Source organism: Pseudomonas sp. BS-2016, assembly GCF_001806145.1.
GTDB classification, from domain to species: Bacteria; Pseudomonadota; Gammaproteobacteria; order Pseudomonadales; family Pseudomonadaceae; genus Aquipseudomonas; species Aquipseudomonas lundensis.
In genome coordinates this window covers 532,465-552,724 of record NZ_MLCT01000013.1, presented here as the reverse complement: position 1 = coordinate 552,724, position 20,260 = coordinate 532,465, and the positions used below count along the sequence as shown (strand labels likewise).

The following is a 20,260-nucleotide window of genomic DNA, read 5'->3' as shown; positions in this document are numbered from 1 at the left end:
GAAGGCGCAATGAAATCGATTCTCCTGGCCTTGGCGTTGATCACAAGCGGCGCATACGCGGCCGATGATGCCGACTTCAACCCCTGTGACGCGGTCGAAAACGACCAGCAAACCCTGGCGTGTTCGGTGTTCAGCCGCAACGCTGCCGAGCAGTTGCTGACCGATAACTACGAAGCCCTGCAAGCCCGCATGACCTCGTTGTATGGCAGCAACCCGACCCAACTCAACAACATCACCAGCAAAATCAAAACCGCCCAATCGTTGTGGTTGCACCAGCGCGACGCCGATTGCGCGGTTGCCGTGTTCCCGGCCACGGCAGGCACCGAGGCGTTCAACATTGCGCAGAACGACTGCATTGCCCGCGTCAGCGATGACCGCTCGGAGTTTTTGGAATCGATTGGGCAGGAATGAATGCGACAGCTACCGCCTTGGCTGGCGCGTAAAGGCGGGGGGCTGTCGCGAGCACCTTAATCAACAATCTTGATGCTCAGTGCATCTGAAGTGCCTTGGTCGGTCGTGTACGTCACAGTTGCCGTTTGACCTGAAAATTGGCTGTACCAGCCTGATTCCAGACGTAGCCTCAGTGGCGTTGTGCCGCTCGTGGTGCCACTCACATGCCGATCATGGGTGCCGACCTTGAAGTTGGCCGTCAACTTGGTGTTGCCGGGCAGGCCAGAGACGACCACATTCACGTGGGTTCCATTGCCTTTTATGGAAATTTCCTTCAGTTCAATATTTTGAGAGTTTTGAACGGTAGGCGCTGGCAGATTTTGTTTTTTAGCACTCATGTCACTACATCCTTTGTGTTGAGTTAATACATCAGGGAGTACAACGTGCACGCTGACACTCACGCACTGCCCAGCACTTATCCGTGAATACGGCCCCCTAAAATACTGTCAGAAATAACAGACTCGACGACTGGTTCACGTCACTCACTCAACACAGGTTTTTTATGACTATTTGCGGCATTGATATCAAAGGCAGTGAAGCCATTTTCGCCGTGGCCACCCAAGGCGCCCACGGTCTGGAGCACGTGGCCATTGCCACTAAAAAGATTGCCCTGGACGACGATGAAAACGCCGCTCATGTCAAAGCATTTGCTGCCTCGATCGCGGCCTTCGTGGACACCCACGCCATCACGCGCATTGCCATCAAAAAAAGGAGTAAAAAAGGCGAGTTTGCCGGTGGCCCGACCACGTTCAAGATCGAGGGCATCATCCAGTTGCTGGACCACTGCGACGTGCAATTGCTCTCGCCGCAAACCCTGACCGCGCAATTCAAAAAACACGCGTTCGACCTGCCTGCGTCGCTCAACAAATACCAACATGACGCTTACAAAACAGCGTGCGCCGCCTTGTTAAAAGCCTGAAAACGACCTGCTTTTAGGCAAACCAGACATCCGGTCAACGTGCGCTTGCCCATTGCCACGAGCACGACCAGACTCACTTCACGTTCATGCCCTGCAGAAGGATAAAAAACTATGATGCACGCAGACTTGATTGATGAAGTGGACCTGGTCAACCAGTTGCGCTCGCTGGGCTTTGAGGTGTCGGGCAGCGCGGAGCAGGCCTGCAAGAGCGCGGTGTGCGGTTTGAGTGAAACCGGCGCGCAGGCACTCAAACAGATGGTCGAAAAACTCTACACCGGCAACGCCACACTCTTGCCAGCGGTGCGCCAAGCCATCGACCAACAACTGCTACCGGGGCTGGTGCGTTTCAAACGCACCTGATTGCCCCCGACCCAGGCGTGCGGTTACAGCCGCACGCTGGCAAACGTCGATTCATTGCGCGCTTGGTTCAACGCCGACAGCGGCCCCGCCAGCGGGCTGAGCAGCAACGACTGCGGGATCGGCACCAACGTGGTCTGTTGCGCGGTGTTGGAGCCTACGCGCTCATCGCGCGGCGGAATGCCAAAATACTCGCGGTAACATTTCGAAAAGTGCGGCGTTGACACAAACCCGCACACCGCCGCCACTTCGATGATCGACATCGGCGTTTGCTTGAGCAGTTGCCGGGCCCGGACCAGCCGCAGCTTGAGGTAATAACGCGACGGCGAACAATGCAGGTATTTCTGGAACAGCCGCTCCAGTTGGCGACGCGACACCGTCACGTACTCGGCCAGCTCGTCAAGGTCGATGGGCTCCTCAAGGTTGGCCTCCATCAACGCCACGATTTCCTGCAACTTGGGCTGATTGGTGCCGAGCATGTGCTTGAGCGGCACGCGCTGGTGGTCTTGCTCGTTGCGAATACGCTCGTAGACAAACATCTCGGAAATCGCCGCCGACAACTCGCGGCCATGATCGCGGCTGATCAGGTGCAGCATCATGTCCAGCGGCGCCGTGCCGCCCGAGCTGGTAAACCGGCAACGGTCCAAGGTGAACAAACGGGTGCTCATCGACACCCGCGGGAAGGCTTCCTGCATCGACGCCAGGCACTCCCAATGCACGCTGCAATCAAACCCGTCTAGCAAACCGGCGTACGCCAGCGCCCAACTGCCGGTGCACACCGCGCCCAACCGGCGGGACTGACGCGCCTGACTTTGCAACCATGAAACGTGTTCGCGGGTAACAGTGCGTTGAATACCGATACCGCCGCACACAATCACCATGTCCAGCGCCGGGGCCTTGTGCATGCTGGCATCGGGCGTGACTTGCAGGCCGTCACTGGCCCACACCTGGCTGCCATCGGCGGTAAGCGTGGACCAGCGATACAACTCGCGGCCGGACAACTGATTGGCCATGCGCAAGGGCTCTATCGCGGAGGCCAGGGAAATGAGCGTGAAATTGTCCAGCAGCAAAAAGCCGATGGATTGAGGCGCACGGTTCTGGGGTTGAGCCCCGGAGTTGAACGACGTCATCGCAGTATCTCCTCACACAATGCAGAGAATGGCCCAGGCGCAGGCTCTTGTTATTGCCCACTTGGCTGGGGGCTTGGCGAAGACAACGCAAATGCCATGCCTAAACTTGAATAGGCATTCAATAAAGCCTGAAAACGACGTCGCAATGGGGCTGGGTGGGAGGCCGAGCCAGTGGGGTTATCGCCTGATCAACTGGCACGTCACCGTGCTTGCACCAACATTGCGCACATCGGTAGCACTTAGGGCAAATCCTGGGAACAACCCCGACAGGCAGTGTCACCGACCTCACAGGTTTCCTTTAATGCTCTCAAAAGAGTCAGTACGCACTGGAAAGAAGCGCCATGCCCGCGCCTCAAGAGTCTCTAATAGGGTTGAAACTAACGGGTTCATAGCCAAGAAACTTCCACCGAGAATCAAGAACTTGCTCTTTCGTTTTGACCAGCACCTCTTTTCTCGGTACAAAAAAACTGTCATCCCAGACAACGTCCTTGCCTTCAAGCTGCCTAAAACTTTTTATTAATCTTTTGGGGCCATAAAAATCATGTACCGGTCCTATGTACCCTTTAACTGGCAACCCCGTAATATTAGATAATTTTTGCCCAAGTGAGGTTGCCCCCCCATCAGCAGAATGGCAAGACAGCAGCCTGATTGATGAGTAACCTTTATAGCCCGCCTCATCCAGAAGCTTGGCTATGCTGTTGGCCCCATGTAATATCGAATTTTTTGCAGCAATATACCCAGCACCACCATGCGCATGTATCGTCAGTCGAGAAGTTCCACCCTTTCTCGTTTCTTTCGCTGCCGCGACACCAGGAGCAATTTCCTTAAGTTCATAAAATTCGGTAAATTTTTTTGAATCTGGAATTTTTTTTGAAAAAAAGCCTTTTCCAATTGGTGTAAACCCTTTGCTCAGTTTCACCATAAAAGAAATATGCCCACTTCGATCCTCTCGGCCAACTGGATCCCCATCACAATACCCATAACTATTAATCCCGCCCCGCCCAAATGGGCTCCAACTGTCAGGACTATTAAACCGCATCAATACCGGATTAAACGCCCGATACCCATTGCCCAATAAATAATGCCCGGTCACGGGGTCAGCACGCTCGCCATTAAACCCCAATAGACTGATTAATCCATTTTCTGCCGGGCGATGGCCGTAAGCGTTATAAGCCATCGAGTGATGTTTATCGGCACCCACTGCGTGCAACACCGATTGCTGTAAATCCGTGCCCAATAAGTGGCACTCATCTTTCGTACGGTCACGTCGCCTTTGAGCCAATAACCGCCCGTCCTGTTGGAACACGCTATAACTCTGCGTGCCCTCAAGCTCCGTCGTCATTCGCGATTGATTGTAGAAGCGTTGAATACCCGCCGTTTGGATCAATCGGTCGAGGGGGTCGTAGTGATAATGGTAGGTTGCCATCGGCTTAGGCTCGGCTCAGGGATACCGTCAAATTGCGCTCGCTCGCCCACGTTGACTACTGGCAACGTTGACAGGTTGGCGGGGGTAACTGGCGGGTGAAATCAGGCGATTCGTACGACGCCTCCCTTTCATTCCGAGGAAACTTCCGAGAAAATCCCGCTCGCTTGCGCCGCTCACATTCGGGGTCTAGTCTCGCCCGGTCGCTGCCAAATCAGCGACCGGGTTTAGTAGCCCGATGTATGAGTTTGGCGCAAGGCGCCACCTGAATGAGGCGCTTTTTTCGGCCTCCGCTTTATGGTGGCCGTGCGCAGGGCGCCTTCGGGCGCGCCGGTTTCCGAACTCACCGGTCTACTAACCTGCGTACGGCTGCCACCCATTCGTTTAGTAGCGACGGACGGCAGCTCCCTTAATGAGTTTGGAGTTGTTCATGAAAAAAATTGTTCCCGATCCGCCCGCTTTCACCCTGCCGGATGCGGCTGGGTGCACGCCCGAGTCACTGGACCGTGCGGCCGCCAATCGCGCGCTCGACTACTACCTCACCGACCATCGGCCTGTTCGTATTGCGGGCAGTTGCACGTATGCCATCCCCAACAGCGTCAATTTAGAAGCGGCTTTGGCCCAAGCGTCAGACTTGTTGCGCTGCATGGGGGCAACGGCGAACGAGGCGGGGAATGGTTTGCACGGGGCGCAGCGCGATGTGGTGCTGTCGATTGTGCACCTGGCGGAGCTGGCCAGAGCGTATGTCGATAAATCGCTGGATTGTCTGGTGACGCACTAAGCCGCACGCGCCTGCTTGGCGACAGGCGCGTCAAACCGTCCTTGGCCCCGCCGCCGGGGCATTCAGCACTCCACGGCACTCACCGCCAGCCCGCCGCGTGAGGTTTCTTTGTATTTGTCGTGCATGTCGGCGCCGGTGTCGCGCATCGTGCGGATCACCCGGTCCAGTGAAATAAAGTGCTGGCCATCCCCGCGCAAGGCCATTTGCGCCGCATTGATGGCTTTCACCGCCGCGATGGCATTGCGCTCGATGCACGGCACTTGCACCAACCCGCCCACCGGGTCGCAGGTCAGGCCCAGGTTGTGTTCCAGGCCAATTTCTGCGGCATTGCACAGTTGCTCGGGCGTCGCGCCGAGGATCTGCGCCAGCCCCGCCGCTGCCATGGCGCAGGCCGAACCGACCTCCCCCTGGCAGCCCACTTCGGCGCCGGAGATCGAGGCGTTCTTTTTGCACAAAATGCCGATGGCCGCCGCGCTTAATAAATAGTCGACCACGTGGGCTTCGCTGACGTCCTCGCTGAATTTCATGAAGTAGTGCAGCACTGCGGGGATGATGCCCGCCGCGCCGTTGGTGGGTGCCGTGACCATGCGCCCGCCTGCGGCGTTTTCTTCGTTGACCGCCAGTGCAAACAGGTTGACCCATTCCATCGCGCTGAGGGTTGAGCCGATGACATTAGGTTTGCCCAGCTCCAGCAGGCTGCGGTGCAACCGCGCGGCGCGGCGGCGCACGTTTAACCCGCCGGGCAGGATGCCTTCGTGGGTGAGGCCCTGTTCGACACAGTCTTGCATGGCGCGCCAGAGGGTCATGAGCCCGCAGCGGATGTCGTCTTCGCTGCGCCATGTGCGTTCGTTGGCCATCATTAGGGCGGCCACGCTCAGGTGGTGCGTGCGGCACAGCTCAAGCAACGCCACGGCGCTGTCAAAGTCATAGGGCAATTGGCTGCGGTCGGCATCGGCCAGGCCGCTGGCGGCTTGCGCTGCGTCCACCACAAAGCCGCCGCCCACCGAGTAATAGGTGTCGCGGTGCAGTTCGCCGTGGTGGGTAGACGCGATCAGGGTCAAGGCGTTGGGGTGAAACGGCAGGTTCTGCTCGATCAAGCGCATGTCCCGCGTCCATTCAAAGGCAATGGGCAGGTCGCCATTGAGCAACAGGGTGTTGCAATCGCGCACGTGCGCGATGCGCGGGGCGATGCAGGCCGGGTCTATGGTGTCCGGCCATTCGCCCATCAGCCCCATGATGACGGCATTGTCGCTGCCATGGCCCACGCCGGTGGCGGCCAACGAGCCGTACAACTGCACTTCGACGCGTTGCACCTGTTGCAGTTGATCGCGCTCGCGCAACCCTTGCACGAACAACGCCGCCGCCCGCATCGGCCCTACGGTGTGGGAGCTGGAGGGGCCAATGCCAATCTTGAACAGGTCAAACACGCTGATAGCCATGTGCACAAACCTCGGGGGATGAGTGCGCCCATCATCAGCCCTCTTGCGCCGCGCAAAACGTCCACCTGCGACCCACGGTTGCCCGCCAGCGCCTTCGCCGTTTTAAACGCGGGCGCGACGCTAAACACGCGGTTTTCAGGCGATAAATTTCCAGATACGACCTCGCAGGCATCAGATACGACCCTCCCTGTACTGGATGCGACGCTCCCTGTAGGCGTTTGAATTTGACTGTTACATGATCGTTCTTGACTCGATTGCACGATGCCCGGTCAGCCCGGCATTGCCCAACCGCAACTGATACGTACGGTTTCACGCTCGAAACCGCCCCACGAACGCCAGGAGTCGAACCATGAACCACACCCGATCAGTGTTGTTGGCTGCACTGTTGAGTCTGCCGGTCATCACCCACGCCGCCGAACCTGCGCAATGCGCCACGGTGAACTTCTCGGATGTCGGCTGGACAGACATCACCGTCACCACCGCCGTCGCCAGCACGTTGTTGGACGCACTCGGTTACACGACTAAAACCACCATGATTTCGGTGCCGGTCACCTACAAGTCGCTGGCGGACGGCAAGAACATGGACGTGTTTTTGGGCAACTGGATGCCGACCATGGAGAACGACATCAAGCCGTATCGCGACGCCGGGACGGTGGAGACCGTGCGCGCCAACCTGGAGAACGCCAAGTACACGCTTGCCGTCCCTGAAGCGCTCTACAACAAGGGCTTGAAGGACTTTGCCGACTTGCCGAAGTTCAAGCAGGAACTGGGCGCGAAGATCTATGGCATCGAGCCCGGCAATGACGGCAATCGCATGATCCAGACCATGATCGACAAGAACGCGTTCGGCTTGAAAGACGCCGGGTTCAAAGTGGTGGAATCCAGCGAGGCGGGGATGCTGTCGCAGGTCGACCGCGCGCAGCGCCGTGGCACTGACGTGGTGTTTCTGGGCTGGGAACCGCACCCGATGAACACCCGTTTCAAAATGAAATACCTCACCGGCGGTGACGATTTCTTTGGACCCAATTATGGGCAGGCCACCATCTACACCAATACCCGCAAGGGCTATTCCGAGGAGTGCAGCAACGTGGGTCAGTTGCTGAAAAACCTGGTGTTCAGCCTGGACATGGAAAGCACCTTGATGGGCGAGGTGCTGGATAAAAAGATCAAGCCAAACGTGGCCGCCAAGGCGTGGCTCAAACAGAACCCGCAGGTGCTCGACACGTGGTTGGCGGGCGTGACAACGCTGGATGGCAAACCGGGTCTGGAGGCCGTGAAAGCCAGCCTTGCGCAGTAATTGCGGGCGCCGGGCAACGGGTTTGCCGGGCGCCGTTTCCATTCCCCCTGCATGCGGACGTTCACTACCATGCTGATCGATCAAAAAATCCCTTTAGGCCAGTACATTGCGGGCTTTGTCGACTGGTTGACGCAACACGGCGCCAGCACGTTCGATGCCATCGCGACGTCGCTGGAAACGATGATCCACGGCGTGACGTTTGCGCTGACCTGGTTCAACCCTTTTGTCTTTATCGGGCTAATCGCCCTGCTGGCGCATGTCATCCAGCGCAAATGGGCGCTGACGGTGTTTGTGGCGCTGTCGTTTCTGCTGATCCTGAACCTGGGCTATTGGCAGGAGACCATGGAGACCCTGGCGCAGGTGCTGTTTGCCACGTTCGTGTGCGTGATTATCGGGGTGCCGCTGGGGATTCTCGCGGCGCACAAACCCATGTTCTACACTTTTATGCGACCGGTACTGGATCTGATGCAGACCGTTCCTACGTTCGTTTACTTGATCCCCACCTTGACCCTGTTTGGGCTCGGGGTAGTGCCGGGGTTGATTTCAACCGTTGTGTTCGCCATTGCGGCGCCGATCCGCCTGACCTATCTGGGCATTCGCGACGTGCCACACGAACTGCTCGATGCGGGCAAGGCGTTTGGCTGCTCGCGACGCCAACTGCTGACCCGCATCGAACTGCCCCATGCCATGCCGAGCATCGCGGCGGGCATTACGCAATGCATCATGTTGTCGTTGTCGATGGTGGTCATCGCCGCGCTGGTGGGGGCTGACGGCCTGGGCAAGCCGGTGGTCAACGCGCTCAACACCGCTGACATCGCGCTGGGCTTTGAAGCCGGGCTGGCGATTGTGTTGTTGGCCATCATGCTCGACCGGATCTGCAAGCAGCCGGACGCCAAGAAAGGAGCCGACGCATGAGCATTATTCGCTTCGATAACGTAGACGTGATTTTCGCCAAAGACCCGCGTGAGGCGCTGGGTTTGCTGGATCAGGGGATGACCCGTGACCAGATCCTGAAAAAAACCGGTCAGATTGTGGGCGTCGAAAAGGCCAGCCTGGACATCGACAAGGGTGAAATTTGCGTATTGATGGGCTTGTCCGGCTCGGGCAAATCCAGCTTGCTGCGCTGTATCAATGGCCTGAACACCGTCAGCCGTGGCCATTTGTACGTGGAGCATGAAGGCAAGCAAATCGACATCGCCTCGTGCAGCCCGGCCGAGCTGAAGATGATGCGCACTCAACGGATTGCCATGGTGTTTCAGAAGTTCGCGTTGATGCCGTGGCTGACCGTGCGCGAGAACATCAGTTTTGGGCTTGAGATGCAGGGTCGCCCGGAGAAAGAGCGGCGCACGCTGGTGGATGAAAAACTGGAGCTGGTTGGCCTGACCCAATGGCGCAATAAAAAACCGGATGAGCTGAGTGGCGGCATGCAGCAGCGGGTCGGGCTGGCGCGCGCCTTGGCGATGGACGCCGACATTTTGCTGATGGATGAGCCGTTTTCAGCGCTCGACCCGTTGATCCGCCAGGGGTTGCAGGACGAACTGCTGGAGCTGCAACGCAAGCTGAGCAAGACCATTGTGTTTGTCAGCCATGACCTGGATGAAGCGCTGAAGCTGGGCAGCCGCATCGCGATCATGAAAGACGGGCGCATCATCCAGTACAGCAAACCGGAAGAGATCGTCCTCAACCCGGCGGATGATTACGTGCGCACCTTCGTCGCCCACACCAACCCGCTGAACGTGTTGTGCGGGCGCAGCCTGATGCGTTCGCTGGACAACTGCAAACGGGTCAATGGTTCGGTGTGCATTGATCCGGGGGATGATTCCTGGATTGACCTGGCGCAGGGCAACACCATCAAGGGTGTACGCCAGGGGGCGACGTCACTGAATTTGCAGCAGTGGCAGCACGGGCAGGCCGTGGAAGGACTGGGCCGCGGCCCGACGCTGGTGGACAGCAACATTGGCATGCGTGATGCGTTGCAGATTCGTTACCAGACGGGCAACAAACTGGTGCTGCATGACAATCAGCAAGTGGTGGGGATTTTGGGGGATACGGAGCTGTATCACGCGTTGTTAGGCAAGAATTTAGGTTAGACGCCGGCCTTCGCCCCAGCCCTCTCCCACAGAGAAAGGGTTGGGGTGGCCAGACGATTTAACTGAATGAACGGGCTCTCGCTAACGCCTCAATCAGCCCCCTCTCCCTGCGGGAGAGGGTTGGGGTGAGGGCCAACACGGCCGACCCTGCCTTGCACCCCGCTCCACTCAGCTATACACCCGGCCAAGGAGTTGGCGATGGCTTTCGAACTGGTCGAGCACGTCACGGGTGATCTGGTCATCCGTGAAGCCCATCAAGTCGTACTCCTGGCTGCCGTTGTGCAAATACACTTCGGCACGGTAGTAACGGCTGCGCACTTCTTCGCTGCTCGTCGCGTTTTGCTCCGACTCGCTTGGGGCCGCCAGGTAGCCGTCCAGGCTGACTTCGTAAACGAACGGGTTGCCCTCGTCCATTTCAACCCGCACGCCCATGCAACGCTTGGCTTTGCCCAGCAGGGTTTGTACGTCCAGGCCCTGACTGCGCAAATGCACGGCCGCTTCTTCCAGCGCGGGCGTCACATGTTTGTCCATGAAGCGCTGAACCACCGCTTGGGTCGGTTGCAGCTCTTGGGCGGTCAAGCGCTCGCTGAAGAAACCACGACGTCCACGCGCCGCCAGTTCGGCCTGTTCCAGTTCCATTTGGGCGTCCTGACGCATCGCTTTGTGCAGGCCGAACATGAACAGGATCAGCACCACCGAGAACGGCAGGCCCGCCAACACCACCATGGTTTGCATTGCCGCAAAGTTACCGGCGAACAACAGACCGATGGTCACCAGCGTAATCACCACCGACCAGAAGATTCGCAGCCAGTGCGGGGCGTCTTCGTCGACGTCGCCGCCTTTGCAGGACAGGTTGGCCATCATCACGGCGCCCGAGTCGGCGGGTGTCAGGAACAACACAAAGCCAACAAAGATCGACACGCCGATCACGATTTTCGACGCCGGGTAATGCTCAAGCAGTTGGTAAATCGCCATCGAGGGCTGTTCCAGCGCGGTTTTGCCCAGTTCCACTGCGCCCTGGTTGACCACCAGATCCAGCGCCGAGTTACCGAAGATCGACAGCCATGCCAGGGTGAAGCCCAGCGGGATCAGCAGCACGCCCGCCACCAGCTCACGCACGGTGCGGCCACGGGAAATACGCGCGATGAACATGCCGACAAACGGGGCCCAGGAAATCCACCAGGCCCAGTAGAACAGGGTCCACAGGCCCAGCCAGCCTTCGGTTTTGCCGGTGTCGCCTGCATACACGTACAGGTCGAAGGTTTTCATGATCAACCCGTTGAGGTAGTCACCGGTGTTCTGCACAAAGCCGTTGAGCAGGTGCAGGGTCGGGCCGAACAACAACACAAAAATCAGCAAGCCACTGAACAGCACGATGTTCAGATTGGACAGGCGACGAATGCCGTTTTCAACACCGGAGACCGCCGCGATGGTGGCCACGGTGCTCATCACGATGATGACGATCAGCAGGTTGGTGTTGCTGTGTTCCATGCCGAACAGGTTTTCCAGCCCGGAGGACACTTGCATTGCACCAATGCCCAGGTTGGTCACCAGGCCGAGCAAGGTGACGAACATGCCGAAGCCGTCCACCGCGTGGCCCGCAGCGCCTTTGACCCAACGCTCGCCCATCAACGGGTACAGCGCCGAACGCAAGGCCAGCGGCTGGTTGTGACGGTACGCAAAGTACGCCACGGCCAACCCGACCAACGCGTAGATCGCCCAGCCGTGCAGGCCCCAGTGCAGGAAGGTCAGTTGCAGCGCCTGACGCGCCGCTTCATGGCTGCCCGACACGCCTTCAGGCGGGTTGAAGTAGTGGTCCAGCGGCTCGGAGGCGCCGAAGTACAGCAAGGAGATGCCGATGCCCGAGGAGAACAGCATCCCGGCCCAGGCGCCGTAGCTGAAATCCGGGGTGTCTTGCTTGGTCCCCAGTTTCAGTTTGCCGTACGAGGAGAACGCCAACCCGACCACAAAAATCAGGTAAGCGGCGATCACCACCATGTAGTACCAACCAAAGGTCCGCGACAGCCACTCTTGGGCAACGCCCAACACGCGGCCGGCTTCTTCGGGAGCGGCGATCAGGATGGCAGTCAACAACAGTATCAAGGCAGTGGAGGTGTAAAACACCCAACCGTTGACCGTCACCTTTTGCGGTGGGGTCTTTATAAGAGAGGCAGAACTCATTGCACGGATGCTCCAGGCAGTGCGAGAGAAGAACGATCAGCAACGCACCACCCGACTATTCGCTTAGATAGCGACCAACGGTCGGGTGATATAAAGACACCGCAAAAAAAACGGCCCCTGTGAACACAACCTTTGTCGCAGCACGCAGGCTGGCGAAAATCCCAAGAGCGCCGCGCCTGTGCCTCTGGCGCGTCTATCGGTCATGACCTTCGCGAGCCGGTGTGCTCCTGCAAAATCAGGGGGTTTGGTGATGTTTGCCGTGCCGAATTGCGCCATTCATGCGTAGGAAACCGGCATCAATCGCGACGAATTGTCGCAGATAGTATTCTTTGTTGATTGAACGTTCAATCAAAACAAAATAGACTGGCCGCCGTTCAGTGAGCTTCCCTGCACTGTCCGCCGGCCCAAGGAGATGAGCAAAAATGCCCAAGGTCGGTATGCAACCCATACGCCGTCAGCAGTTGATTGAAGCCACGTTACAGGCCGTCGATCAGGTTGGTATGGCGGATGCCAGCATTGCGCTGATTGCCCGTTTGGCCGGCGTGTCGAACGGCATCATCAGCCACTACTTTCGAGACAAGAACGGTCTGATTGCCGCCACCATGCGGTACTTGATGAACGTCTTGATCGACAACGTCACCGAGCGCCGCCAAGCGTTGGGTGACGACAGCCCCAGGGCGCACTTGCAGGTCATCGTTGAAGGCAACTTCGACGCCAGCCAGGTCAGTGGCCCGGCAATGAAAACCTGGCTGGCCTTTTGGGCCGCCAGCATGCATCAGCCGTCGTTGCACAGATTGCAGCGGATCAACGATCACCGCCTGTATTCCAATCTGTGCTGCCAGTTCCGTCGTGTATTGCCGTTGGCGGAAGCCCGCTCGGCAGCCCGCGGACTGGCGGCTCTCATCGATGGTCTTTGGTTGCGGGGTGCCCTGTCGGGAGACGCTTTCGACACCGAGCAGGCGCAACGCATCTGCTACGAATACATGGATCTACAACTGGCGAAACAGGTGAGTTAGGCCTCAATGACTGCTTAACCCCTGAACTGTCGTGAATCTGAGTTGCCCCAGTCAGATGGCATCCAGTGACACGATCAACGCCAACCACTTATGCACTTGCGAGGATTTTATGGCCCGTTTCGAACTGCAAAAACTTTACATCGACGGCGGCTACACCGACGCCAGCAGCGATGCAACCTTCGATGCCATCAACCCGGCCAACGGCGAAGTCCTCGCCCAAGTGCAGCGTGCGACCAAAGAAGACGTCGAACGCGCCGTTGTCAGCGCTGAAAAAGGCCAGAAGATCTGGGCCGCCATGACCTCCATGGAGCGTTCGCGCATCCTGCGCCGTGCCGTGGACATCCTGCGCGAGCGCAACGATGAACTGGCCGCACTGGAAACCCTGGACACCGGTAAGTCGTACTCCGAAACCCGTTACGTCGACATCGTGACCGGCGCCGACGTACTGGAATACTACGCGGGCCTGGCCCCGGCCATTGAAGGCGAGCAAATCCCGCTGCGTGACACCTCGTTTGTCTACACCCGTCGCGAGCCGCTGGGCGTTGTGGCCGGTATCGGCGCGTGGAACTACCCGATCCAGATCGCCCTGTGGAAATCGGCTCCGGCATTGGCCGCGGGCAACGCGATGATTTTCAAGCCAAGCGAAGTGACGTCGCTGACCACCCTGAAACTGGCTGAAATCTTCACCGAAGCCGGCCTGCCGAACGGTGTGTTCAACGTGCTGACCGGCAGCGGCCGTGAAGTCGGCACCTGGCTGACCGAGCACCCGCGCATCGAGAAGATCTCGTTCACCGGCGGCACCGACACCGGCAAAAAAGTAACGTCCAGCGCCACCAGCTCTTCCTTGAAGGAAGTGACCATGGAACTGGGCGGCAAGTCGCCGCTGATCATTTTCGACGACGCCGATCTGGACCGCGCTGCCGATACCGCAATGATGGCCAACTTCTACAGCTCGGGTCAGGTCTGCACCAACGGCACTCGCGTGTTCGTACCGACGTCGCTCAAAGCCGCCTTCGAAGCCAAAATCCTGGAGCGCGTTGCGCGCATCCGCATCGGTAACCCGGAAGACGAAAACATCAACTTCGGCCCGCTGGTTAGCTTTGCTCACATGGAAAGCGTGCTGGGCTACATCGCCAAGGGTAAAGAAGAAGGCGCCCGTCTGCTGTGCGGCGGCGAACGTCTGACCGAAGGCGCACTGGGCAAAGGCGCCTACGTGGCCCCGACCGTGTTCACCGATTGCACCGACGAGATGACCATCGTTAAAGAAGAAATCTTCGGCCCGGTGATGAGCATCCTGACGTACGACACCGAAGAGGAAGTCATCCGTCGCGCCAACGACACCGAGTTCGGTCTGGCCGCCGGTCTGGTGACCAAGGACCTGAACCGCGCGCACCGCGTGATTCATCAGCTGCAAGCCGGTATTTGCTGGATCAACGCCTGGGGCGAGTCCGACGCAAAAATGCCAGTAGGCGGCTACAAGCAGTCGGGCATTGGCCGCGAAAACGGCATCAGCTCGCTGGCGCAGTACACACAGATCAAATCGGTACAGGTCGAGCTGGGCGATTACGTTTCGGTGTTCTAAGCCTGGCACAAGGCTGCGAGCACGCCTGTACGGCCTCTGCAAAAACGGGTTGGCGCACAACCCTTCGCAGCCTTGGGCAGCGACTTCGGTTTATCTATTTCAAAGAGGGTGCATTTTATGTCCCAAGAATTCGACTACATCATTATTGGTGCCGGCTCTGCCGGTAACACCCTGGCGACCCGTCTGACTGAAGACCAGGGCGTCACCGTGCTGCTGCTTGAAGCGGGCGGCCCGGACTACCGTTTCGACTTCCGTACCCAGATGCCTGCGGCACTGGCGTACCCGCTGCAAGGCCGTCGCTATAACTGGGCGTTCGAAACCGATCCAGAGCCGCACATGGACGGTCGCCGCATGGAATGTGGCCGTGGCAAGGGCCTGGGCGGCTCGTCGCTGATCAACGGCATGTGCTACATCCGTGGCAACGCGATGGACTATGACGGCTGGGCGAAAAACCCGGGCCTGGAAGACTGGAGCTACCTGGATTGCCTGCCGTATTTCCGCAAGGCAGAAACCCGTGACATCGGCCCGAACGACTACCACGGTGGCGACGGCCCGGTGAGCGTGACCACGCCAAAAGCCGGTAATAACGTGCTGTTCCACGCCATGGTTGAAGCCGGTGTGCAAGCGGGCTACCCGCGCACCGAAGACTTGAACGGCTACCAGCAGGAAGGTTTCGGCCCGATGGACCGTACCGTGACGCCGAACGGCCGTCGCGCCAGCACCGCACGCGGCTACCTGGACACGGCCAAACAGCGTTCGACGCTGAAAATCGTCACCCATGCCCTGACCGACAAAATCCTGTTCGAAGGCAAGCGCGCAGTGGGCGTGGCGTACATGGTGGGCGACAGCGATACGCGCATTGAAGCCAAGGCACGCAAAGAAGTCCTGCTGTGCAGCGGCGCCATTGGTTCCCCAACCGTGTTGCAACGTTCCGGTGTGGGCCCCGCCGAGCTGTTGAACAGCCTCGACATTCCCGTGGTGCATGACCTGCCGGGCGTTGGCCGCAACCTGCAAGACCACCTTGAGCTGTACCTGCAATACGCGTGCACGCAGCCGGTTTCGCTGTACCCGTCACTGTTGTGGTGGAACCAGCCGGCGATCGGTGCCGAGTGGCTGTTCATGGGCAAAGGCATTGGCGCGAGCAACCAGTTCGAAGCCGGTGGTTTTATCCGCACCCGTGAACATTTCGAATGGCCGAACATTCAGTACCACTTCCTGCCGGTCGCGATTAACTACAACGGCAGCAATGGCGTGAAAGAACACGGTTTCCAGGCACACATGGGTTCCATGCGTTCGCCAAGCCGTGGCCGGATCAACGTGAAGTCCAAGGACCCGCGTGAGTACCCGAGCATCCTGTTTAACTACATGTCCACCGAGCAGGACTGGCAGGAGTTCCGCGACGGCATCCGCCTGACCCGTGAAATCATGCAGCAGCCGGCTCTGGACGCGTACCGTGGCCGCGAAATCAGCCCCGGTATCGACAAGCAGACGGACGAAGAGCTGGACACGTTCATCCGCGAACACGCCGAGACCGCGTTCCACCCGTCGTGCTCGTGCAAGATGGGCACCGACGAGATGGCGGTTGTAGACGGCGAAGGCCGCGTGCATGGCATGCAAGGTCTGCGTGTGGTCGATGCCTCGATCATGCCGCTGATCACCACCGGCAACCTGAACGCGCCAACGATCATGATCGCCGAGAAAATCGCCGACAAGATCCGTGGCCGCGCACCGTTGCCACGCAGCACCGCCGATTACTACGTGGCAGGCGACGCACCAGTGCGTGGCAAGCCGCTGCGTGATGTGAGCCGTACGGCGCAGTAAGCAAGCCTGAACCTGCAACCGCTGGCGCAACCTGTGCCAGCGTTTGCAGGTTTTTTCCCGCATGTGTTTCATCCTCCCCCGCTTGCCCCGGCCTCAACGCAGGCCTACTCTAATGCCTCGTTTCGCGCCACACCCCCCCGCCCCACCCGACATGCCAGCACCTGCCTGGCCACGAGGTTTTCTATGTTTGATGTTGTTTCTTCGAGCAAATGGCCAACCGGCTTCCTGATTAATCCAAACGCAGAACCTCTCGATCCGAAGTGGCTGACCGAGTTCAGCAAAATCCCTGCCGCCGCTGTGAGCGACTGCCTGGGCCGCAATGTCGGCGGCCTGGGCCTCAAGTCTTTCCACGGCAACCGCCCGATGCTGGGCAGCGCGTTGACGGTGCGCGTGCGCCCCGGCGACAACCTGATGATCCTCAAGGCCATGCAAATGGCGCGTCCCGGCGATGTGCTGGTGATCGACGGCAGCGCTGACCTGACCCGCGCCGTGTTCGGCGGCATCATGCGCGCCATGGCACTCAAGGCTGGCATCGTCGGGGTGGTCATCAACGGCGCCCTGCGTGACCTGGACGAGTGGCAAACCGGCGAGTTGCCCGCCTACGCCATCGGCGGCGTACACCGTGGCCCGAGCACCGACGGCGGCGGCGAAATCAACGTGCCGATCTCTTGTGCCGGGATGCTGGTGATGCCTGGCGACCTGATGATTGGCGATGGCGACGGTGTGGTTGCCGCGTCGCGCAGCGAACTGCCTGAACTGCTGATCCGCTGCCATGACCTGCTGGCGCGTGAACAAGCCACGCTCAAAGCCATCGAAGAAGGCACCCTGGACCCGGACCGTTTCGACGCCATCCTGCGCGCCAAGGGCTGCCCGGTTTAAAACGCTACGCTGCGTTGTCCTGACCCTCGCCTGCGCGAGAGGGTCAGGGTGAAGGCCGGTTCGCTCTCAGTCAGGAGTTCTGTGCATGTTCGATTTCTACCCTCAGCTCAAGCGATGCTTTGCCGCGTTGCACACCCGGGCCGAGTTCCATTCGTTGCGGTATGTGCGCGAATCCGGGCAATTTCTGTCGGTGCGCAAGCATGTCGCAGAACCTCCTTACTTCAGTCAGGACCAGGGCGTGATGCTCACGGCGCGGGTCAACGGGGTCGAGGCCTATGCGGCCACTCATGACGTGACGCCCGCCGGTTTGCAGGCAGCGCTCGAACGCGCCGAGCAACTGGCGCGCCTGATCGCCAGCCACGCCCTGCTCGATTTGACGCAGGAGCCGGTTTCCAGCGAGTGCGCCGATTACTGCTCGCCCGACCTCCATCAGCCCTTCCCTTCCCTGAGCGATTGCTACGCACTGCTGGGCGCCGAGTCCGCTGCGGTGCCGAAGGACGAACGACTGGTGAGTTGGGACGTCAGCCTGGGGCTTACCCACGTCGAGCAGATCTACCTCAACAGTGCGGGGGCCGAGGTGCGCCAGGCGCAGCGGTTTGTCTATCCGGGGATGTCAGTCACGGCGTTCGACGGCCACGACAGCCAGACCCGCAGCCTGGGCCGCGAGAACTTTGGCCAGCAGGGCGGCGCCGATGTCATCCACCGCAGCGGGCTGGTGGGCGCTGCGCCCAACGTGGCGGATCAAGCGCTGCAACTGCTGTTGGCACCCAATGCGCCTCAAGGCAAACGTGACCTGCTGCTGATGCCGGACCAAATGATCCTGCAAATCCACGAATCCATCGGCCACCCGCTGGAACTGGACCGCATCCTGGGTGACGAGCGCAATTACGCGGGCACCAGCTTTGTCAAAACCAGCGACTTCGGGCAGCTGCAATACGGCTCGCCGTTGTTGAACGTGACCTTCGACCCCACCCTGCCGGAGCAACTCGCCAGCTACAGCCACGATGACGACGGCACCCCGGCTCACAAGGCATTCCTGATCCGCGAAGGGCTGTTGCTGCGCCCGCTGGGCGGTGCGCTGTCGCAGTTCCGCTCCGGGCTGGAGGGCGTGGCCAACAGCCGCGCTTGCAGTTGGAACCGACCGCCGACTGACCGCATGGCCAACCTCAACGTGGAGCCCGGTGACCAAAGCCTGCCCCAACTGATTGGCGGCATTGAGCGCGGCATTCTCATGGCCACCAACCGCTCGTGGTCGATTGACGATGCCCGCAACAAATTCCAGTTCGGCTGCGAATGGGGCCAGTTGATCGAAAACGGCGAACTCAAGGGCGTGGTGAAAAACCCCAACTACCGGGGCATTTCCGAACAGTTCTGGCGCAGCCTCAGCGCGGTGGGCGACCTCAGCACCTTCAAAGTGCTGGGCACACCCAACTGTGGCAAAGGCGAACCCAATCAGGTCATCCGCGTCGGGCATGCTTCGCCAGCGTGTGTATTCAGTGATATCGATGTCTTTGGAGGGGATGCCTGATGGATCAATCAATGCGTGAAGCCAGGCATTTCGAAGGGCTGGTCGACGGGTTACGGGCAGCGTTGCGCGGCCCTGAGCGGTTCACCCTGAACTACAACGCCGAAACTTCGACGTTCATCCGTTTCAACAAGGGCAAGGTGCGACAGGCCGGAAACGTGCAACAGGCCAGCCTGAGCCTCAAGTTGATTAACGAAGGCCGTCATGCCGATATCCGCGTGACCCTCAGCGGTGAGGCCGAGGTTGATCAATCGCGTCTGGCCCTGGCGTTACAGCAACTGCGCGAGACCTTGCCGCTGCTGCCGGTGGACCCGTATTTGCTGCTCAGCGCCGAGTCCTGGCAGAGCCGCAACGTACAAGACTCGCCTTTGCCGGACACCGCACAGGTGCTGGACGAAATCCGCAGTGCGTCGCACGGCGTCGACCTGGTGGGCTTTTACGCCAGCGGGCCGATCAGCTATGGCTATGCCAGCTCCGAAGATGCGTTTGGCTGGCATCAGGCCAACAGCTTCAATTTCGACTGGAGCCTGTTCCACAGCAACGGTCAGGCGGTGAAAGCCAGTTACGCGGGCGCCCAATGGGACAGCCAACGCTTCGCCCGGCGCATGCAACTGGCGCGCGAACAACTGGCGTTTCTTGGCCGCCCGGCCCACGTGTTGGCCCCCGGCCAATACCGTGCCTACCTGGCCCCGGCGGCGCTGGAAGAAGTCATGAGCATGCTGAGCTGGGGCGGGTTTTCGGCCCAGGCGTTGGCCAGCAAGGCCAGCCCGCTGCAAAAGCTCTACGCCGGTGACGCCCGCCTCAGCCCGCTGGTGTCGCTGGACGAACAGGTGAGCCAGTCCCTGAGCCCGGCGTTTTCCGGGGAAGGGTATCCGCGCCAGGACTTGTCACTGGTCAGGCACGGCATGGCCGATCAACAACTGGTGGGCTCACGCAGCGCGGCCGAGTATGGCTTGCAGGTCAACGGCGCGCTGCCGGGCGAGTCCCCGAGTGCGCTGGCAATGGCGCCGGGCACGCTGGAACAGGCCGATATCCTCACGCAACTGGGCACCGGGCTGTACATCAGCAACCTGTGGTACTTGAACTACTCGGACCAGCCTGCCGCGCGCATGACCGGCATGACCCGTTTCGCGACATTCTGGGTCGAAGACGGCCAGATCATCGCCCCGGTGAACACCATGCGTTTTGATGACAGCGTCTATAGTCTGCTGGGTTCGCAACTGGAAGCGCTGACGGTGGAGCGCGAATGGCTGGTGTCGGCCAGCACGTACGACCAACGCCAGACGGCATCGAACCTGTTGCCCGGCGCACTGGTCAAAACACTCACGTTGACGTTGTAACCTTGCGCGCCATCGCTGCCGCTGGCCCCA

General features: G+C 59.6%; 18 protein-coding genes. 13 read left to right on the top strand and 5 right to left on the bottom strand.

Going from position 1 to position 20,260, the window contains the following annotated elements:
- The first annotated feature begins 9 nt into the window (after positions 1-9).
- Positions 10-411: a lysozyme inhibitor LprI family protein gene (locus tag BKD70_RS04610; RefSeq protein WP_047278154.1), complete on the top strand. Its 402-nt coding sequence runs from the start codon at positions 10-12 to the stop codon at positions 409-411.
- Between the two features lie 56 nt (positions 412-467).
- Here the strand turns inward: BKD70_RS04610 and BKD70_RS04605 are convergent, their stop codons facing one another.
- Positions 468-788, bottom strand: coding sequence for a hypothetical protein (locus tag BKD70_RS04605; RefSeq protein WP_047278156.1), 321 nt, complete (start codon positions 786-788; stop codon positions 468-470).
- A 164-nt stretch (positions 789-952) separates the two neighbouring features.
- Between BKD70_RS04605 and BKD70_RS04600 the strand changes: the two genes are divergently transcribed.
- Positions 953-1,369 carry a DUF3010 family protein gene (locus BKD70_RS04600; RefSeq protein WP_047278158.1) on the top strand — a complete coding sequence of 139 codons (417 nt, stop codon included), beginning with the start codon at positions 953-955 and terminating at the stop codon, positions 1,367-1,369.
- A gap of 111 nt (positions 1,370-1,480) precedes the next feature.
- Positions 1,481-1,729 carry a hypothetical protein gene (locus BKD70_RS04595; protein ID WP_047278159.1) on the top strand — a complete coding sequence of 83 codons (249 nt, stop codon included), beginning with the start codon at positions 1,481-1,483 and terminating at the stop codon, positions 1,727-1,729.
- A 23-nt stretch (positions 1,730-1,752) separates the two neighbouring features.
- Here BKD70_RS04595 and BKD70_RS04590 read toward each other — a convergent pair whose 3' ends face one another.
- Both BKD70_RS04590 and BKD70_RS24085 read right to left on the bottom strand, forming a co-directional pair.
- A complete protein-coding gene (locus BKD70_RS04590) occupies positions 1,753-2,856 on the bottom strand; it encodes a GlxA family transcriptional regulator (RefSeq protein ID WP_047278161.1) in 1,104 nt (367 codons plus the stop codon).
- A 352-nt stretch (positions 2,857-3,208) separates the two neighbouring features.
- Positions 3,209-4,282, bottom strand: a complete 1,074-nt coding sequence (locus BKD70_RS24085; RefSeq protein ID WP_080960256.1) for an RHS repeat-associated core domain-containing protein — start codon at positions 4,280-4,282, stop codon at positions 3,209-3,211.
- A 427-nt stretch (positions 4,283-4,709) separates the two neighbouring features.
- Here BKD70_RS24085 and BKD70_RS04580 point away from each other — a divergent pair, with 427 nt between their 5' ends.
- Positions 4,710-5,060: a DUF6124 family protein gene (locus tag BKD70_RS04580; protein WP_047279164.1), complete on the top strand. Its 351-nt coding sequence runs from the start codon at positions 4,710-4,712 to the stop codon at positions 5,058-5,060.
- 62 nt (positions 5,061-5,122) lie between these two features.
- Here the strand turns inward: BKD70_RS04580 and BKD70_RS04575 are convergent, their stop codons facing one another.
- Entirely contained in the window at positions 5,123-6,499 is a 1,377-nt protein-coding gene (locus BKD70_RS04575; protein WP_047278165.1) for an L-serine ammonia-lyase, read from the bottom strand.
- 349 nt (positions 6,500-6,848) lie between these two features.
- On the opposite strand from BKD70_RS04575, the gene BKD70_RS04570 reads away from it, so the two are divergent.
- From BKD70_RS04570 to choV, 3 genes are all read left to right on the top strand, one after another.
- Positions 6,849-7,796, top strand: coding sequence for a choline ABC transporter substrate-binding protein (locus BKD70_RS04570; RefSeq protein WP_047278167.1), 948 nt, complete (start codon positions 6,849-6,851; stop codon positions 7,794-7,796).
- Between the two features lie 69 nt (positions 7,797-7,865).
- Positions 7,866-8,711 carry a choline ABC transporter permease subunit gene (choW, locus tag BKD70_RS04565; protein WP_047279166.1) on the top strand — a complete coding sequence of 282 codons (846 nt, stop codon included), beginning with the start codon at positions 7,866-7,868 and terminating at the stop codon, positions 8,709-8,711.
- The gene (gene choV / locus BKD70_RS04560) at positions 8,708-9,886 is read left to right on the top strand and encodes a choline ABC transporter ATP-binding protein (RefSeq protein WP_047278170.1); all 1,179 of its coding nucleotides are present in this window, start codon (positions 8,708-8,710) and stop codon (positions 9,884-9,886) included. The genes choW and choV overlap by 4 nt, the downstream gene beginning before the upstream one ends.
- A 168-nt stretch (positions 9,887-10,054) precedes the next feature.
- Here choV and BKD70_RS04555 read toward each other — a convergent pair whose 3' ends face one another.
- The gene (locus BKD70_RS04555) at positions 10,055-12,010 is read right to left on the bottom strand and encodes a BCCT family transporter (RefSeq protein WP_238591628.1); all 1,956 of its coding nucleotides are present in this window, start codon (positions 12,008-12,010) and stop codon (positions 10,055-10,057) included.
- A 479-nt stretch (positions 12,011-12,489) separates the two neighbouring features.
- Between BKD70_RS04555 and betI the strand changes: the two genes are divergently transcribed.
- The 6 genes from betI (at position 12,490) to BKD70_RS04525 (ending at position 20,230) form a co-directional block, all read left to right on the top strand.
- A complete protein-coding gene (gene betI, locus BKD70_RS04550; protein ID WP_047278174.1) occupies positions 12,490-13,083 on the top strand; it encodes a transcriptional regulator BetI in 594 nt (197 codons plus the stop codon).
- A 109-nt stretch (positions 13,084-13,192) separates the two neighbouring features.
- The gene (betB, locus tag BKD70_RS04545) at positions 13,193-14,665 is read left to right on the top strand and encodes a betaine-aldehyde dehydrogenase (protein WP_047278176.1); all 1,473 of its coding nucleotides are present in this window, start codon (positions 13,193-13,195) and stop codon (positions 14,663-14,665) included.
- A gap of 117 nt (positions 14,666-14,782) precedes the next feature.
- A complete protein-coding gene (gene betA, locus BKD70_RS04540) occupies positions 14,783-16,486 on the top strand; it encodes a choline dehydrogenase (protein WP_047278178.1) in 1,704 nt (567 codons plus the stop codon).
- 183 nt (positions 16,487-16,669) lie between these two features.
- A complete protein-coding gene (locus tag BKD70_RS04535; RefSeq protein ID WP_047278180.1) occupies positions 16,670-17,365 on the top strand; it encodes an RraA family protein in 696 nt (231 codons plus the stop codon).
- Positions 17,366-17,450: 85 nt separating this feature from the next.
- Positions 17,451-18,893, top strand: coding sequence for a TldD/PmbA family protein (locus BKD70_RS04530; protein WP_047278182.1), 1,443 nt, complete (start codon positions 17,451-17,453; stop codon positions 18,891-18,893).
- A complete protein-coding gene (locus BKD70_RS04525; RefSeq protein WP_047278184.1) occupies positions 18,893-20,230 on the top strand; it encodes a TldD/PmbA family protein in 1,338 nt (445 codons plus the stop codon). The genes BKD70_RS04530 and BKD70_RS04525 overlap by 1 nt, the downstream gene beginning before the upstream one ends.
- Positions 20,231-20,260 lie beyond the last annotated feature (30 nt).

Coding starts and splice junctions, on each gene's coding strand:
- BKD70_RS04610 (WP_047278154.1), top strand. CDS start 10: ATGAAATCGATTCTCCTGGCCTTGGCGTTGATCACAAGCGGCGCATAC.
- BKD70_RS04605 (WP_047278156.1), bottom strand. CDS start 788: ATGAGTGCTAAAAAACAAAATCTGCCAGCGCCTACCGTTCAAAACTCT.
- BKD70_RS04600 (WP_047278158.1), top strand. CDS start 953: ATGACTATTTGCGGCATTGATATCAAAGGCAGTGAAGCCATTTTCGCC.
- BKD70_RS04595 (WP_047278159.1), top strand. CDS start 1,481: ATGATGCACGCAGACTTGATTGATGAAGTGGACCTGGTCAACCAGTTG.
- BKD70_RS04590 (WP_047278161.1), bottom strand. CDS start 2,856: ATGACGTCGTTCAACTCCGGGGCTCAACCCCAGAACCGTGCGCCTCAA.
- BKD70_RS24085 (WP_080960256.1), bottom strand. CDS start 4,282: ATGGCAACCTACCATTATCACTACGACCCCCTCGACCGATTGATCCAA.
- BKD70_RS04580 (WP_047279164.1), top strand. CDS start 4,710: ATGAAAAAAATTGTTCCCGATCCGCCCGCTTTCACCCTGCCGGATGCG.
- BKD70_RS04575 (WP_047278165.1), bottom strand. CDS start 6,499: ATGGCTATCAGCGTGTTTGACCTGTTCAAGATTGGCATTGGCCCCTCC.
- BKD70_RS04570 (WP_047278167.1), top strand. CDS start 6,849: ATGAACCACACCCGATCAGTGTTGTTGGCTGCACTGTTGAGTCTGCCG.
- choW (WP_047279166.1), top strand. CDS start 7,866: ATGCTGATCGATCAAAAAATCCCTTTAGGCCAGTACATTGCGGGCTTT.
- choV (WP_047278170.1), top strand. CDS start 8,708: ATGAGCATTATTCGCTTCGATAACGTAGACGTGATTTTCGCCAAAGAC.
- betI (WP_047278174.1), top strand. CDS start 12,490: ATGCCCAAGGTCGGTATGCAACCCATACGCCGTCAGCAGTTGATTGAA.
- betB (WP_047278176.1), top strand. CDS start 13,193: ATGGCCCGTTTCGAACTGCAAAAACTTTACATCGACGGCGGCTACACC.
- betA (WP_047278178.1), top strand. CDS start 14,783: ATGTCCCAAGAATTCGACTACATCATTATTGGTGCCGGCTCTGCCGGT.
- BKD70_RS04535 (WP_047278180.1), top strand. CDS start 16,670: ATGTTTGATGTTGTTTCTTCGAGCAAATGGCCAACCGGCTTCCTGATT.
- BKD70_RS04530 (WP_047278182.1), top strand. CDS start 17,451: ATGTTCGATTTCTACCCTCAGCTCAAGCGATGCTTTGCCGCGTTGCAC.
- BKD70_RS04525 (WP_047278184.1), top strand. CDS start 18,893: ATGGATCAATCAATGCGTGAAGCCAGGCATTTCGAAGGGCTGGTCGAC.